This is a genomic window from Streptomyces sp. NPDC002884, from assembly GCF_040295245.1.
GTDB lineage: Bacteria > Actinomycetota > Actinomycetes > Streptomycetales > Streptomycetaceae > Streptomyces.
In genome coordinates, this window is the sequence record NZ_JBEOVB010000005.1 from 217,524 (window position 1) to 231,329 (window position 13,806).

Annotated in this window: 10 protein-coding genes; 4 read left to right on the forward strand and 6 right to left on the reverse strand. The window is 72.9% G+C overall.

All coding sequences use genetic code 11. From position 1 onward, the window contains the following. Nucleotides 1-108: 108 nt before the first annotated feature. Nucleotides 109-894 carry a hypothetical protein gene (locus ABT070_RS13345; protein WP_351758939.1) on the forward strand — a complete coding sequence of 262 codons (786 nt, stop codon included), beginning with the start codon at nucleotides 109-111 and terminating at the stop codon, nucleotides 892-894. 636 nt (nucleotides 895-1,530) lie between these two features. Here ABT070_RS13345 and ABT070_RS13350 read toward each other — a convergent pair. After that, entirely contained in the window at nucleotides 1,531-2,355 is an 825-nt protein-coding gene (locus tag ABT070_RS13350) for a GntR family transcriptional regulator (protein ID WP_351758942.1), read from the reverse strand. 156 nt (nucleotides 2,356-2,511) lie between these two features. Between ABT070_RS13350 and ABT070_RS13355 the strand changes: the two genes are divergently transcribed. Both ABT070_RS13355 and ABT070_RS13360 read left to right on the forward strand, forming a co-directional pair. Beyond that, nucleotides 2,512-3,360: a (2Fe-2S)-binding protein gene (locus tag ABT070_RS13355; protein ID WP_351758943.1), complete on the forward strand. Its 849-nt coding sequence runs from the start codon at nucleotides 2,512-2,514 to the stop codon at nucleotides 3,358-3,360. A gap of 314 nt (nucleotides 3,361-3,674) precedes the next feature. Continuing rightward, nucleotides 3,675-4,742, forward strand: a complete 1,068-nt coding sequence (locus tag ABT070_RS13360; protein WP_351758946.1) for a DUF2637 domain-containing protein — start codon at nucleotides 3,675-3,677, stop codon at nucleotides 4,740-4,742. Between the two features lie 150 nt (nucleotides 4,743-4,892). Here the strand turns inward: ABT070_RS13360 and ABT070_RS13365 are convergent, their stop codons facing one another. The 3 genes from ABT070_RS13365 to ABT070_RS13375 all read right to left on the reverse strand — a co-directional run bounded on the left by ABT070_RS13365 (nucleotide 4,893) and on the right by ABT070_RS13375 (nucleotide 7,787). Beyond that, nucleotides 4,893-5,381 carry an ATP-binding protein gene (locus ABT070_RS13365; protein WP_351758949.1) on the reverse strand — a complete coding sequence of 163 codons (489 nt, stop codon included), beginning with the start codon at nucleotides 5,379-5,381 and terminating at the stop codon, nucleotides 4,893-4,895. Nucleotides 5,382-6,474: 1,093 nt separating this feature from the next. Continuing rightward, the gene (locus ABT070_RS13370) at nucleotides 6,475-7,008 is read right to left on the reverse strand and encodes a hypothetical protein (protein WP_351758952.1); all 534 of its coding nucleotides are present in this window, start codon (nucleotides 7,006-7,008) and stop codon (nucleotides 6,475-6,477) included. 137 nt (nucleotides 7,009-7,145) lie between these two features. Beyond that, nucleotides 7,146-7,787 (reverse strand): hypothetical protein, encoded by a 642-nt coding sequence (locus tag ABT070_RS13375; RefSeq protein WP_351758955.1) that lies wholly within the window; start codon nucleotides 7,785-7,787, stop codon nucleotides 7,146-7,148. Between the two features lie 237 nt (nucleotides 7,788-8,024). Here ABT070_RS13375 and ABT070_RS13380 point away from each other — a divergent pair, with 237 nt between their 5' ends. Further along, a complete protein-coding gene (locus tag ABT070_RS13380) occupies nucleotides 8,025-9,515 on the forward strand; it encodes a helix-turn-helix domain-containing protein (RefSeq protein ID WP_351758958.1) in 1,491 nt (496 codons plus the stop codon). A 45-nt stretch (nucleotides 9,516-9,560) separates the two neighbouring features. Here the strand turns inward: ABT070_RS13380 and ABT070_RS13385 are convergent, their stop codons facing one another. Both ABT070_RS13385 and ABT070_RS13390 read right to left on the reverse strand, forming a co-directional pair. After that, on the reverse strand, nucleotides 9,561-11,303 hold the full coding sequence (locus ABT070_RS13385) for a pyruvate dehydrogenase (RefSeq protein ID WP_351758961.1): 1,743 nt from the start codon (nucleotides 11,301-11,303) through the stop codon (nucleotides 9,561-9,563). 62 nt (nucleotides 11,304-11,365) lie between these two features. Beyond that, nucleotides 11,366-13,648 carry a protein phosphatase 2C domain-containing protein gene (locus ABT070_RS13390; RefSeq protein ID WP_351758963.1) on the reverse strand — a complete coding sequence of 761 codons (2,283 nt, stop codon included), beginning with the start codon at nucleotides 13,646-13,648 and terminating at the stop codon, nucleotides 11,366-11,368. Nucleotides 13,649-13,806 lie beyond the last annotated feature (158 nt).

Below are 13,806 nucleotides of genomic sequence, written 5' to 3' on the forward strand. Positions count from 1 at the left end.
TCCCACGACTTTGTGAAATCCTTCACCCGCCCCCTTGGCCCGGCCCTGTGATCCGTGCTGAGATGCGGCCACCACTCAAAGCTCGACGGCGCGCTCGGGGAGGGCAACGTGGCGTACACCGCCATGTCTGGTACCGGAACGACCTCAGGTGACGATCCCCTCCAGACCGCGGTATGGCGGCTGCGCTCACGCGCCTGCTGGACGGACGCGGCGGCTCTGCTCCCGCCCGACAGCGCGGCGGGCTCGGTCCAGCGGGCCGCGCTGCTCGTGGAACGGTGCCTGTACACCGAGCAGGGCTGGCAGGACGCCGAGGACGCGCTGCGCACCGCGGAGGCGCTGGCCCACGACGACGAGGAGCGCGGCGCGGCCGCTTGTGAACGAGGGCAACTTGCTTACGCGGCCACGCTGCACGGTGTGCGCGACCGGGTGGACGAGGCACGGGCCGCGCTCGGCCGGGCGGCGGCGCTGATCTCGCCGGACGCGCCCGGACGGGCCTTGCTGGACTTCCGCCGGGGCCTGCTCGCGGAGAACATCTCGCGTTCCCCGCAGGCCGCGAGGGCCGCGTACCGGCGCGCCCACACGGCGGCCGCTGCCCACTCCGACCTCCTGCTGCTGTCCTTCACCTGGCGCCACCTCGCCGGACTCGCCCTGCGCGACGGCGAGGTGGCGGAGGCCCGGCACGGCTTCGCCGAATCCCTGCGCATCCGGGAGGAGTTGGGCTACCTGGTCGGAACCGCCCCGGCCCTCGCCTCGCTGGCGGACGCGGAGGTCGACCCGGAGGCCTCACGGCTGCGGGAGGAGGCGCGCCGACTGTTCCGGCTGCTGGGCGGCGTACCGACCTGGCTGGCACGGCAGTTGACGCCACCCCCGACACCCAGCCCGTCCGGAGTCTGAGAACGAGACCCGGCCGGACGCGAGCGGCAGGGTGCGAACGGGCGGGCCCGGCCCCTGCACGGCTCGGGAATGCGGGCCTCTCGGGGTGCGGACCAGTGAGACGGCTCAGACCTCGTCAGGGTGCGAGCGGGCGGAGTTCCTGAACGGCTCGGGCCGGCGAGGTCCCGCCAGGACGCAGCCTGACGAGGTCTCGTCGCACAGGCCGAGCAAGCAGGCGGAGCAAGCAAACGACGCAAGCAGGCAGAGCCTCTGCACGACTTGAACGGGCGAGGCCCCTCGGGGTGCGGACGAGCCAGGCGGCTCAGGCCTCGAGCGAGTGACACGTCTCAGGATCCGGCCGAGCGACGCCTCTTCGGCGCGGAACCGGGCTCGGAGGCGCCTGCGCGGCCGGACGGCGGTCGGGGGGCGGGAACGCCTCCGCGGCCGAGCGGCGGTCGGGGGGCGGGAGCGTCGGCGCGGCCGAGCGGCGGTCGGAAACGCGTCCGCGGCAGGACGGCGGTCGGCGGTCGAGGACGCCGCCGCGGCCGAGCGGCAGTCGGGGGCGGGGGCGTCGGCGCGGCCGAGCGGCAGTCGGGGGCGCCGCCGCGGCCGAGCGGCGGTCGGGGGCGCCTGCGCGGCTGCCGGGCCGCGGTCGGGTCAGCTGCGGGTGCCTGCGAAGTGACCGCGCACCAGTGCCTGTGCCCGGTCCGGCTCCCCCGCCGTCAACGCTTCCAGCAGCGCCATGTGCTCCGCCGCGTCGGCCATGAGATCCGCCCGCCCGCGCCGCACCGACCCGCCGGCCAGCGGCCACTGCGAGCGCCGGTGCAAGTCCTCGGCGACGCCGACCAGTTGTTCGTTGCCCGCCAGGGCGAGCACGGCCCGGTGGAAGACCCGGTCGGCCTCCGCGTACGTGGCCGGGCAGCCGGAGGCCGCCGCGCGCACGCTCGCCTCGGCGACCGGCCGCAGCTCCGCCCAGCGCTCGGCGGGCACCGTACGGGCGAGCCGCAGCATCACCGGAACCTCTATCAGCGCACGCACCTCGGCCAGCTCGGCCAGCTCGCGCTTGCCCCGCACGATCACCCGGAAGCCCCGGTTGGGGACGACCTCGACGGCGCCCTCCAGCGCCAGCTGCTGCATCGCCTCGCGGACCGGCGTCGCGGAGACCCCGAAGCGTTCACCGAGGACCGGCGCCGAATACACCTCGCCCGGCAGCAGTTCCCCGGCGACGAGCGCGGTGCGCAGGGCGTCGAGGATCTGGCCGCGCACCGAGGCGCGCTGCACCACCGGCCGGGGGCGCGGGACAGGGGTCTCGCTGTGCGTGTGCTCGCCGCGCGCGGCGCCCGTCGGGCCGCATCTCTCCCGGTCCGCGCCCGCGCCGTACTCGGCGGACCCCCGTGACTGCGCCGGCACCCGGGCACGGCCCTCGGCCCCCGGCACGGCCGGGGTCCCGGTACCGGTGGAGCCCTGCGCACCCTGCTCCACGGGGCCTCCTCCGGCCTTGTCGGTACTTGGGGTCATTACGGCGGGTTGTTACTCGTCCGTCAAGCACCTTAGGCGTACTGGCCGCCAGTTCAAATCCCGACGATACTGAGTAAGGTTAGGCTTACCTTTAATCGCTCTCGAAACGGCGGTCCCGGCATGCCCACAGCCCCGTCGGCCACAGCGGAGGCCTACGCCCGCCTCGCGGAGGTCTTCCCGGACCTGACCGTCACGGAGCTGGGTCACCAGGAACCGTTTCCGCAGGGCGGCGGCTGGGTCGCGGCGGCCGACCTCGCGGCGGGCGGAGCAGCCCTGGAGGCCTTCCTCGCCTGGGACGACGCCCAGGTCGTCCGCGACTACGGGCACCCCGCCCGCCCGGACGTCGTGGCGAGCTTCGGACTGCACCGGTACTCCTGGCCCGCCTGCCTGCTGATCACCGTCCCCTGGTTCCTGCACCGCCGGGTGCCCCGCCTCCCCGTGACGCACGTCTCGTACGACCGCACCGGCGACGGCATGCGGATGGCCGTCCGGCCGCCCACCTCCTTCGCCTGCCTGCCCGGTGATCCGGCGGCGCTGCTGCCCGGCGCCCGGGTGGTCCCGGACGAGGAGGCGCTGCGGGCCGAGGTGCGGGCGGCGATAGCCGAGCACCACGAGCCGGTGCTCGCCGGGTTCGGACCGCCCGCGCGACGCCGGGGCCGGGCCCTGTGGGGCATGGTGACCGACGAGATCGTCGAGGGCCTCTGGTACGTCGCCGAACTGCTCGGCGAGGGCGAGAAGGACCGGGCGCGACGGGAACTGGAGCTGCTCCTGCCGGGCGCCACCCGGCCCTACGTCGGCTCGGCGTCCTTCCGTGATCTGACCGGGCCGGACGGCGCGACCCTGTCCACCCGGGACCGGGCGAGCTGCTGCATGTTCTACACACTGCGCCCCGACGACGCCTGCGCCACCTGCCCGCGCACCTGCGACGCGGACCGCGTCACCAAGCTCACCGCGGTCGCCGTCAGTTGAGGGTGCCTCAGGCGCACCCCCGGGGCCGGGCACCGTCGGACGTCCCGTAGGATCACCCGGACGAGACTCCCCCCAGGGTTACAGGCAATTCACAATTTCCTCACTTGCCCCGGGAACTTTCCGCGGAACCACTCGTACGGGTAGTCTTATTCGAACTCAACTCCCGCCCCTCAAGCGGCAGTTCGAGCAGAACGTCGCCCTGGGCATCCCCTTGCACTTCCTTGGCGGCCTCTTGCCCCGAAACCCCCTGAGGGACGGCGGGATTGCGCCACTATGGCGGGCGTTACGCCCTATCCCAATGCAAGGGACCCCTGATGAGATTGACCGACATATCGCTGAACTGGCTGCTTCCCGGCGCCGTACTGCTCCTGGGCATGCTGGCGGCGGTGGCGGTGCTCGCGCGCGGCAAGCGCTCCTCCGGGGCAAATGCGAGCGCGGACGATTCGTGGGAGCGTACCGAGGAGCGCCGCAGGCGCAAGGAGGCCATATACGGCACTGCCTCCTACGTTCTTCTGTTCTGCTGCGCGGCCGTCGCCGCCGCGCTCTCCTTCCACGGCCTGGTCGGCTTCGGCCAGCAGAACCTCGGCCTCACCAACGGCTGGGAGTACCTGGTCCCGTTCGGCCTCGACGGCGCTGCCATGTTCTGCTCCGTGCTCGCGGTGCGCGAGGCCAGCCACGGCGACGCCGCACTCGGCTCCCGGATACTCGTGTGGACGTTCGCGGGCGCGGCGGCCTGGTTCAACTGGGTGCACGCGCCCAGGGGCCTCGGTCACGACGGCGCACCGCAGTTCTTCTCCGGCATGTCCCTCTCGGCGGCCGTGCTCTTCGACCGGGCCCTGAAGCAGACCCGCCGGGCCGCGCTGCGCGAGCAGGGTCTCGTACCCCGTCCGCTGCCGCAGATCCGCGTCGTGCGCTGGGCACGTGCCCCCCGCGAGACCTACAAGGCCTGGTCGCTCATGCTGCTCGAGAACGTGCGCAGCCTGGACGAGGCCGTCGACGAGGTCCGTGACGACAAGGCCCGCAAGGAAGAGACGAAGCTGCGTCGCCGCGAGCAGCACCGCGTCGAGCGGGCACAGTTGAAGGCGATCAGCCGGGGCCACGGCCCTCGCTTTCCCGGCCGCGGTGGCGGCGGTGGGGGCCGTCAGGTGGAGGCCCCGGCCGCCCTGGAGCCGGCCACGGCCGAGCGGGTCTCCGCGGAGCCTGCCATAGCCAACTCGACGGAGCAGCTGCCCGTCCGCTCACGACACTCCCTTACGCCCGTGCGCCACGGTTCTGACTCCTCGCTCACCGTCGACCTCACCGCGGAGGACGACACCATGGCCCTGCCGCGCCTCGACTCCCTGGAGCGCAAGCTCAAGGACCTGGAGCAGCAGTTCGGCTGATGGATCATCAGTTATCACAGGGAAGGGGGCGCGACCGCCGAGGTCGCGCCCCCTTCCCGTTTCTCGCTTCTCGTTTCCCGCTTCCCGTGGCTCAGCAACCGTTGCTCGACGACGCCCGTTGCTCGACGCCCGGTCGCCGTCGGCCTTCGCTCACGCGGCTCCGGCGCCCAGCTCGAACCAGACGACCTTGCCGCCGCCCTGCGCCCTTACCCCCCATGTGTCCGCGAGGGACTCCACCAGGACCAGACCCCGGCCGTGTGTGGCCTCGTCGGCGCTCGGCACCCTCGGCCTCGGGCGGTGGGCCGCGGAGTCCCGCACCTCCACCCGCAGGCCGGACGGTGAGACGGTGGCCGTCAGGACCGCGTCGTCGTCGGTGTGCACGAGAGCGTTGGTGACGAGCTCGCTGGTGAGCAGTTCGGCCGTCTCCGACCGCCCCGGCCTTCCCCAGCCCCGCAACAGCTCTCTGAGCGCTTGGCGCGTCTCGGGCACCGCCCGCAGGTCCGCCCGCCCGAGTCTGCGCCTGAGCTGCGACGCCCGGTCCTGCTCCGCCACGTCCTCGGCCCTGTTCTCCCCCGCCTGTCTCGTCGCCGAGGTGCCCGCGATCGCCGTCGGACCGCTTCCCCGTGCCTGCCTCTCCATGACCCCCGCCCGCGTGTCGATGTGGGTTCCCCTCCTGCTCGAACACGTTCACGGGGATCCTTGCCCGGTCGACACGTCGCCAGTCATGTCGAATCATCGACGCCCGGGTGTTCGGCCATGTTCGGGCGGGCCTCCAGGACGCTCCCGGGAAGGGGGTGACCCCCCGACAGCACTGTTCGGGCCGTCGGGCAGAGGCCGTCCACGTCGCGTCCGCCCCTCGCTCGGGCGCGTCCGCAGCGAGCGCCGGGACGGTTCGTGCGTCCCGCGCGGTACGTGGCCCGTGCGCCGCTGGTGACAGCGGCCCGGCACGAGCGGGACGAGCCGGCGCCGGAGGATCGGGCCGTGCACACCGTCCATGATCCCGTCGCGGCCGTCACTTAGAAGGAAAGCCCTGGTCGAGCGTCCGGTTCCGCTTTGCCGGGTGCGTACGGGAACACGGGGGCGGATCGTCCGGGCGGGGCGGTGATCGGCCCGGTTCCCGGGCGAAGGGGCCGCAGTACGGCGGCGCCGCGGTGCTCTTGGGGGGCGTGCGCCCGCGTGACGGAACCTGATCGTCGCCTCCCTCGCGAGCGGGAGTGAGCCGGCGTGTCCCCGGTGCGATACGGCCGCCGATCCGACCGTCCCGCCCGCCTCCGAACCTACGCACCCCGGTGGCCGACCGACCGCCGACGATCGGTCTGTCTGCCGATTCGCCCCTGCCGACCTGGCCGTACGCGAAGAAGAGGTGGGGCAGCAGGTACCGCCGTCACCCCGTCGACCGCCGCCCCGGACCACCCCGCCGAGCCGAACGCGCCCTCGCACGGCCGACGAGGTTGGCCGAAATCCGCTGGTGCGCGAACGGCCGCCGCGGGGAAAACGGTGGGGTGGACCGACGATCGAGCCGACCGACGACCGAACCGGCGGTCGAGTCGTTGACGCACGTGCCGCCGCGAGGAGCGCCCCGGCGATGAATGCTCGCCGCCCCGCCCGAACGGCCACTTCGTCGGCCCGATGCGAGCGGTATCGCCGTCCGGCCGCGCTGCGGGACGGCAGGGCGGCGGGACAGCAGGGCGGCGAGGCGGCAGAACGGCAGGGCGGCGGGGCGGCTGGTGCTCTAGCCGACCTCGGCTCCCGTCGTGCCGATGTGGAAGATCTTCTGGGTCCCGCGGGTCATGTCGACGATGAGCTTCGTGGTCTGGTCTCCCCAGGTGAGGGTGACGACGGCCTCCGTGTAGTTCGCCGTCCCGTTGTCGGTGACCTTCCACGCGAGCGGGACGTTCTGCGCCTGGAGGACGCCGTTGGCGTGGTTCTTGTCCTCCCAGGCCGCCAGCTCCTTCTGGAAGGCGGGGGTGAGGTAGTGCTTGCGGAGCTCGTCCTCGAGCTTGCCGCCGCCCTCGTCGTTGACCGCGTCGATGTAGGCGCCGTAGAAGTCGGCGATGCGCGTGATGTTGTCGGACGGCTTCCCGCTCACGCTGCGCGGGCTGCCGGCGGACGCCTGCGCCGTCACGCCGAGGCCGAGGGCCAGGGCGAGGCCGACAGCCAGTGCCGTACGGCGCCGGGTGGCACGGAAACGAGGCGCGCCGTTTCCGGTCGTGCTGCTCGTGCCGGTCGAGCCGATGTCGCCGGTCGTGCTGTTGTTGCCGGTCATGTACGTGTTCCCCGTGTGTCTCGTGGGTGGGGCCGGTCCGGCCCCACTGGTGGTTGCGTGGTCGTGCGGGGCCACCGGCCCTCCCGACCCCCGTGGCGGGAGGGCGGCGGCCCCGGTTCTTCCTCGGTGGTCGTGTGTCAGTGGAGCTTGTTGACGGCCTTGACGGTCGTCTTCTTGAAGGCCTTCACCGGGGCGTCGCCGAAGTCGCCCAACTGGCCCCAGTCCACGACGGTCACCGTCGTGCCGTCGCGTCCGACGGAGAGGAGGCGGATGTCGGTCGCGCCCCACGAGGTCTCGGTGTGCAGGCCGTAGACGTGGGCGCCCTCCTCCACGTTCAGCTTCCCGTAGTCCTTGAGCCTGGCCTCTACCTCCGGGTCGGCCTGCTCGATCCGCGCCGGGCAGGACTTGATGTCCTGGTTGACCCGCGAGAACCGGCCCTTAGCCGCGCTGACGCTCGACAGCTCGACGCTCACCTGACGGGCGCTCGTGTCGAGGTCGGTGCGGAAGTCCCGGTACCAGGAGCCCCGGCCGCCGCCCAGCGCCATGCCGAGACAGCGGTCCACCTCCACGTCCGGTGACGCGCCGGCGGTGACCTTGCCTGCCGTCCAGGACGAGCTGGGGTGCGGCGGAAGGTCGGCGGCCGAGAGGAAGCCGGGCGGTCGTACCGTGGCGGCGCCCGCCGGTACGGCGAGTACGGTGCCGAGGGCGAGGCCCGCGGCCGTGAGTGCGGTGAGCCCGGTGAGCCCGGTGAGCGTGCCGGCTCGGGTGCGCTTGGACATGGGTGTCCCCCGTGAGTGAGTACATGACTGGTGAGTGCATGGCCGTGGGTTGTCACCACGACGCCGGTTGGTCGGTCCGGCCCTGGTCGGTGCGACACCAAGAGCATCGGCGGTCCGGGCTCCCCGGTGCAACGGTCAGCGCCCGATCGGCCGAGGTGGAACCATCCCATCCCATCTGACGTGCAGGTATATGAGTGCCTGGGATGCCCGCCGGGCCTGACGAACACAGGGAGAGCGGTGTCGACCGACGACGGTGTGGCCGATGTGACGGAGTTCGCGACGCTGCTGACGGAACTGAAGGGGCGCACGGAGCGCAGCTACGGCTCCCTCGCCCGCCGCCTGGGCATGAACACCTCGACGCTGCACCGCTACTGCGCGGGGGAAGCGGTTCCACAGGACTTCGCCCCGGTCGAACGGCTCGCGGAGTTCTGCGGCGCGACACCGGACGAACGCCTCGAACTGCACCGGCGATGGCTGCGAGCGGTGGCCGCCCGCCAACGGGCCCGGACCACGACGACTTCAGAAACCCTGGAAACACGGGAAACGCGGGAAACGCGGGAGGCACGGGAAGCCCAGGAAACACCTGAGCGCCGCTTACGGTCGGCAACACCGGGAACAGCACGGCCACCGGTAACGCCGGTAACGCCAGAAACGTGGACGACGCCGGAAACACCGGCAACCGCGACGACCTCAGGGGCCGGGAAACTCTCTGAAACGTCGGCAGAAACAGGACGCCGCCGGCCTACGGCAGACACCCCGGCTCGGAGACGGGACGGGAAACAGGTACCGCCCCGCCGTTGGTACCGCCGTCGGCGCCCCACCGTCGCCGTCGGTGTCGCGTGCGCGCTGCTCGCCACCCTCGGAACGCTGTCCGCGCTGCCCGGCGGCGGCCGGCCCTCGGCCTCCGGCGAAGTGGCCCCGTCCTCCGGTTCCGCCACGGCCGGGCCCCGGACGACGGGCCCGTCCCACACCCCGACGACCGGCGACGGCCCGGCCACAACATCCGCACCCGGCACCGCCTCCGCCTCCGCCCGCCCCACGAGGACCTCTCCCTCGCCGGACGCCTCCCCGGCCGGCGGCAAGGTGTCGGCAGCCGCGTCGGGCGTGCCGCTCGCCTGGACCGTCGACTCGCAGGTGTGGGCGCTCGGTTGCGGTCACGACTACGTCATCGACAAGCCGCCGGCGCAGGTTCCGCCGCCCCCGGCGGAGCAGGACGCCGGCCCGTGGGCGACCGCCCAGGGCGCGGTGCACGGGCGGGAGACCAATGTGGAGATCTCGGTGCAGGGCCGCAGTTCCACGGCCGTCGTGCTGACGGCGCTGCGTGTGCGGGTCGTCGGTCGCGCCTCCCCCGTGCCGGGCACCGCGTACGCCATGGACCAGGGCTGCGGCGGCTCGCTCAGCAAGCGCTACTTCGCGGTCGACCTGGACAAGGACCGTCCGGTGGCGCACTCGGTCGCCGGCAACGACGCGGGCACGCCGATCCCGGCGGTGAGCCTGCCCTACCGAGTGTCCAACGCCGACCCCGAGGTGCTGCTGGTCACGGCCCGGACCGAGAGCTGCGCCTGCGACTGGTACCTCGAACTGGACTGGTCGTCCCAGGGACGCACCGGAACGGCCCGTATCGACGACCGCGGCCGCCCGTTCCGCACGAGCGGCATCAAGGGGCTGCCGCGCTACTGGTACGGCTCCGAGAACGGTGAACGCCAGTGGGTCCCGACCGGCGACTGACACCCCTGACGAGACGCCGCCGTCCACCGTCCACCTTCCACCGGCCTACGGCCGTGGCATGTTGCGGAGATTGGAACGGGCCATCTGAAGCATCCGGCCCACTCCTCCATCCAGAACGATCTTCGAGGCGGAGAGTGCGAAACCGGTTACCATCTCGGCGCTGATCTTCGGCGGGATGGACAGGGCGTTGGGGTCGGTGACGATGTCGACGAGGGCCGGACCCTTGTGCCGGAAGGCGTCCTTCAGGGCGCCGGCCAGCTGTCGGGGCTTCTCGACGCGCACACCGTGGGCGCCGCAGGCGCGGGCGACGGCGGCGAAGTCGGGGTTCTTGTTGGTCGTGCCGTACGAGGGCAGACCGGCGACCAGCATCTCCAACTCGACCATTCCCAGTGACGAGTTGTTGAAGAGGACGACCTTCACCGGCAGGTCGTACTGCACCAGCGTCAGGAAGTCGCCCATCAGCATGGCGAAACCGCCGTCGCCGGACATCGACACGACCTGACGGCGGCGGTCGGTGAACTGGGCGCCGATCGCCATCGGCAGCGCGTTCGCCATGGAGCCGTGGGAGAAGGACCCGATGACACGGCGACGGCCGTTGGGCGTGAGATAGCGGGCGGCCCAGACGTTGCACATACCGGTGTCCACGGTGAACACGGCGTCTTCGTCGGCGAGTTCGTCGAGGACGGCGGCAACGTACTCGGGATGGATGGGAACGTGTTTCTCTACTTTCCGCGTGTACGCCTTCACCACCCCCTCCAGCGCGTCGGCGTGCTTCTTCAGCATCCGGTCGAGGAACCGCCGGTTCTCCTTGGCCCGCACCCGCGGGATGAGACAGCGCAGGGTCTCCCGCACGTCGCCCCACACGGCTAGGTCCAGTTTCGAGCGTCGGCCGAGGTGCTCGGGGCGCACGTCGACCTGGGCGATCTTCACGTCGTCCGGGAGGAAGGCGCTGTAGGGGAAATCGGTTCCGAGCAGGATCAGCAGGTCGCACTCGTGAGTGGCCTCGTAGGCCGCGCCGTAGCCGAGGAGACCGCTCATCCCGACGTCGTACGGATTGTCGTACTGAATGTGTTCCTTGCCGCGCAGCGCATGCCCCACCGGGGACTTGACCTTCCCGGCGAACTCCATGACCTCGGCGTGCGCGCCGGCCGTGCCGCTGCCGCAGAACAGGGTGACCTTGTCGGCCGCGTCGATCATCCTGACGAGCGCGTCGATCTCGGCGTCGCCGGGGCGGACGGCGGGCCGGGCGGTGACGAGAGCGGTTTCGACGGCTTTCTCGGGGGCGGTCTGGTCGGCGATGTCACCGGGGAGCGACACGACGCTGACGCCACCGCGCCCGACCGCGTTCTGGATGGCCGTGTGCAACAACCGGGGCATCTGTTTCGGGCTGGAGATCAGCTCGCTGTAGTGGCTGCACTCGCGGAACAGCTGATCGGGGTGGGTTTCCTGAAAGTAGCCGAGACCGATTTCGCTGGACGGGATGTGCGAGGCGAGCGCCAGGACGGGGGCCATGGAGCGGTGGGCGTCGTAGAGGCCATTGATGAGATGGAGGTTGCCGGGTCCGCAGGACCCCGCGCAGGCCGCGAGCTTCCCGGTGATCTGGGCTTCCGCACCGGCGGCGAAGGCGGCCGTCTCCTCGTGCCGGACATGGATCCAGTCGATGGCGGAGTTGCGCCGCACCGCGTCCACGACGGGGTTGAGGCTGTCCCCCACGACACCGTAGAGCCGCCGCACTCCCGCGCGGGCGAGGATGTCCACGAACTGTTCCGCGACGTTCTGCTTGGCCATGGCGCGACGCACCCCTTCGCTCTCCTCGGGTCCCTCCCTCCACAGTGGCCGCGACGACCCGGTTACGCCTCCCAGACGGCCGCCGCCGTGCGGTCGTCGGCGTAGCCCTTCACCCTCACCTGGGTGTCGGCGAGGAAGGCGGCGAGACCGGGCGGGGTGGGGCCCGACCAGCGTCCTGTCAGGTACGCGGACAGCTCCGGCTCCCCGCGCAGGGGTTCGGCCAGACCGTCGCTGCACATCAGGAGCGTGTCACCCGGGCGGGCTACGGAGGCGCGGAAACGGAAGGGATCGCGGGGCGGTTCCGGGTCGGGGTCGTAGGGGTTCGGCGGTGTGGTGATGCCCAGGTCCATGGTGAGCCGGTCGCCCTCGGGCGTCTCGGCGGGCAGCGAGCCGAAGCCGACCACCGGCGCGCCCGCCACCTCGCCCACCTGCGGTTCGATGTCCCGCCACACACCGCCGCGCAGCCGGAACAGTCCGCCGGCGCCGACGCCGAAGAAGACGCGCGTACGGCAGGCCGGGTCGGCCGGCAGGAGCAGACAACGCAGCGTGGCCGCGTACTCGTCCGGTTCAAGGCCCTGTTCGGCGGCGCCGGCGCGGAGCCGGCCGAGGCTGCGGTCGGTGAGCCGGTGCAGGCCCGACTTCAGGTCTCCGCGCCGGCCCGCCCTGATGTCCTCGGCGAGCCGGACGTGACTGCGGCCCACGGCACCCGCGATCCACTGGCACACCTCGGCGGCCGCCCGATGCGCTCCCGGGGTGGCCCGGGCGCCGGTCGCCATCGCGACGAGGATCAGCGCCTGCTCGCCCGTGCCGAAGCGGGCTGTGAGGAGCGAGTCGCGGCGCGGCTCCCCCCGGTATCGCGCGGAGTCCCCCCGCACCGACGCGGCCCGCAGCGCCCAGGACCCGTACCGGGCTCCGTCCAGGACGGTGTCGGCGACCAGGTCCGCGAGGTCGTCCGGGTCCGCGGGCGGAAGAGCGGTGGGCTCGGCGTCGTAGGTGGGCGGCCCGGAACCGACGTAGCCCTTGGAGGTGGACAACGGCGGCAGGGCGGGAAAGCCGAGGACGGTGGGGGGATGGTCCGGCGGGGAGGCGCCCGGGGTGACGGGTGCGCGTGCGGAGTCCGGCTCGCGTTCGGGGGCGGCCGCGGGGTCGGTGGCGTAGAGGGGGGCCGCCGAGCCGTCTGCCGAGGTGGTGGGGGCCCGTGGGGGCGGCGGCGCGTGGGCCGGAACGGGTGGCATCGCGGGCGGCGGTGGAGGCGCGGCGGGCGAGACGGAGGCGGTGCCCTCCCCGGACCCGGACCCGGTCGCGGTCACCGACCCGGCGGGGGCGGCCGTCGGCAGTGCGGGCGGGGTGGACGGCGGCGCGGGCGCGGTGGACGACCGTGCGGGCGGGGTCGACGGCAGCGGGGGTCCGGAGACACCGGGGGGCGTCTCCGTCGCCGCGAGGCCGTCGTCGGCTGCGGCGGAGACGGCGGGCGAGGCGGCGGCGGGGGAAGCGGGATCGTGGGGCGCCCGCTCGGCGAATCCCGGTGGCAGCGGGCGGGGCGGGAAGTTCGTGGGATCGGCGGGCGTGGCCGACGGCGGCTCCCACGGAGCGCGGTGCCGCCCCGGCGGACGGGCACCCTGGTCCGTTTCCACGGCACCTGCCCCGAAGCCTGCGCCCCGCTCGGCCACGTCTCGCTCCGCGTCGCGCCCGGTGCCGTCCCTCTCGGCGCCACGCTCGACGTCCCGCTCGGCAGTACGTCCGGTGCCGTCCCGCTCGGCGTCGCTCCATCCGTCACGCTCGTCACGGTCGCGTCCGGCACCAGCACCAGCCTGTTCGGGGTCGGGCCCGGTATTCCAGGGGGTGTCCCACCCGGTTGCCCGCCCGGTTGCCCGCCGCGGGGCGGACTCGGCGGCGGAACGGCTCCGGGGCGGCGGAACGGTGGCGTCCGGGGAGGGTGGCGCCCCTGCCGTGGTCGCGGCCGACGAGGTCCACCAGTCGGTCTGCCCGGCGGAACCGGACCGCTCGGCGCGGGGTGCCGGCACCGGGCCCGCACCGCCAGGAGCGTCCGCGCCGCCCACGTGGCCCTCTCTGTGGCCCGTGTGGCCCGTGCGGCCCGTGTCCTCGGGGTGCCGTGCGGCCGCCGGGCCGCCCGGGCCCCCGACGCCCTCCGGCGTACCCGCGCCGTCCGGCTTACCCGCGCTGTCCGCCGTACCCGCGGAGCGCACCGCTCCTGCGGCCGAGGCGAAACGGTCGTCCAGGGAGTCCGCGGTGCGCGCGGGCCCCGCGTCCTCGGTGGCGTCGTCGTACAACTGCCCCCACCAGTCGTCCTCGTGACCGGTGGGCCTTCCCCCCTGCTGGCTCATGCCCCCAATTGTCCACCGCGGGGGCCCGTTGGAAACGGGGCATCCGGAAAATGCGCCACCGCACGTGTGTCGAACAGGGGGCCGAGTGGTGTCCTGAACGGCGGTGCGCAGCATGGTGCGAAAAAGGTCGCCGGGCGGTTCCACCCCCCACGGGAGAA

Bases quoted from the DNA above. Each gene is read 5' to 3' on its own strand.
- ABT070_RS13370 (WP_351758952.1), bottom strand. From the start codon at position 7,008: ATGACCGGCAACAACAGCACGACCGGCGACATCGGCTCGACCGGCACG.
- ABT070_RS13375 (WP_351758955.1), bottom strand. From the start codon at position 7,787: ATGTCCAAGCGCACCCGAGCCGGCACGCTCACCGGGCTCACCGGGCTC.
- ABT070_RS13365 (WP_351758949.1), bottom strand. From the start codon at position 5,381: ATGGAGAGGCAGGCACGGGGAAGCGGTCCGACGGCGATCGCGGGCACC.
- ABT070_RS13360 (WP_351758946.1), top strand. From the start codon at position 3,675: ATGAGATTGACCGACATATCGCTGAACTGGCTGCTTCCCGGCGCCGTA.
- ABT070_RS13355 (WP_351758943.1), top strand. From the start codon at position 2,512: ATGCCCACAGCCCCGTCGGCCACAGCGGAGGCCTACGCCCGCCTCGCG.
- ABT070_RS13385 (WP_351758961.1), bottom strand. From the start codon at position 11,303: ATGGCCAAGCAGAACGTCGCGGAACAGTTCGTGGACATCCTCGCCCGC.
- ABT070_RS13390 (WP_351758963.1), bottom strand. From the start codon at position 13,648: ATGAGCCAGCAGGGGGGAAGGCCCACCGGTCACGAGGACGACTGGTGG.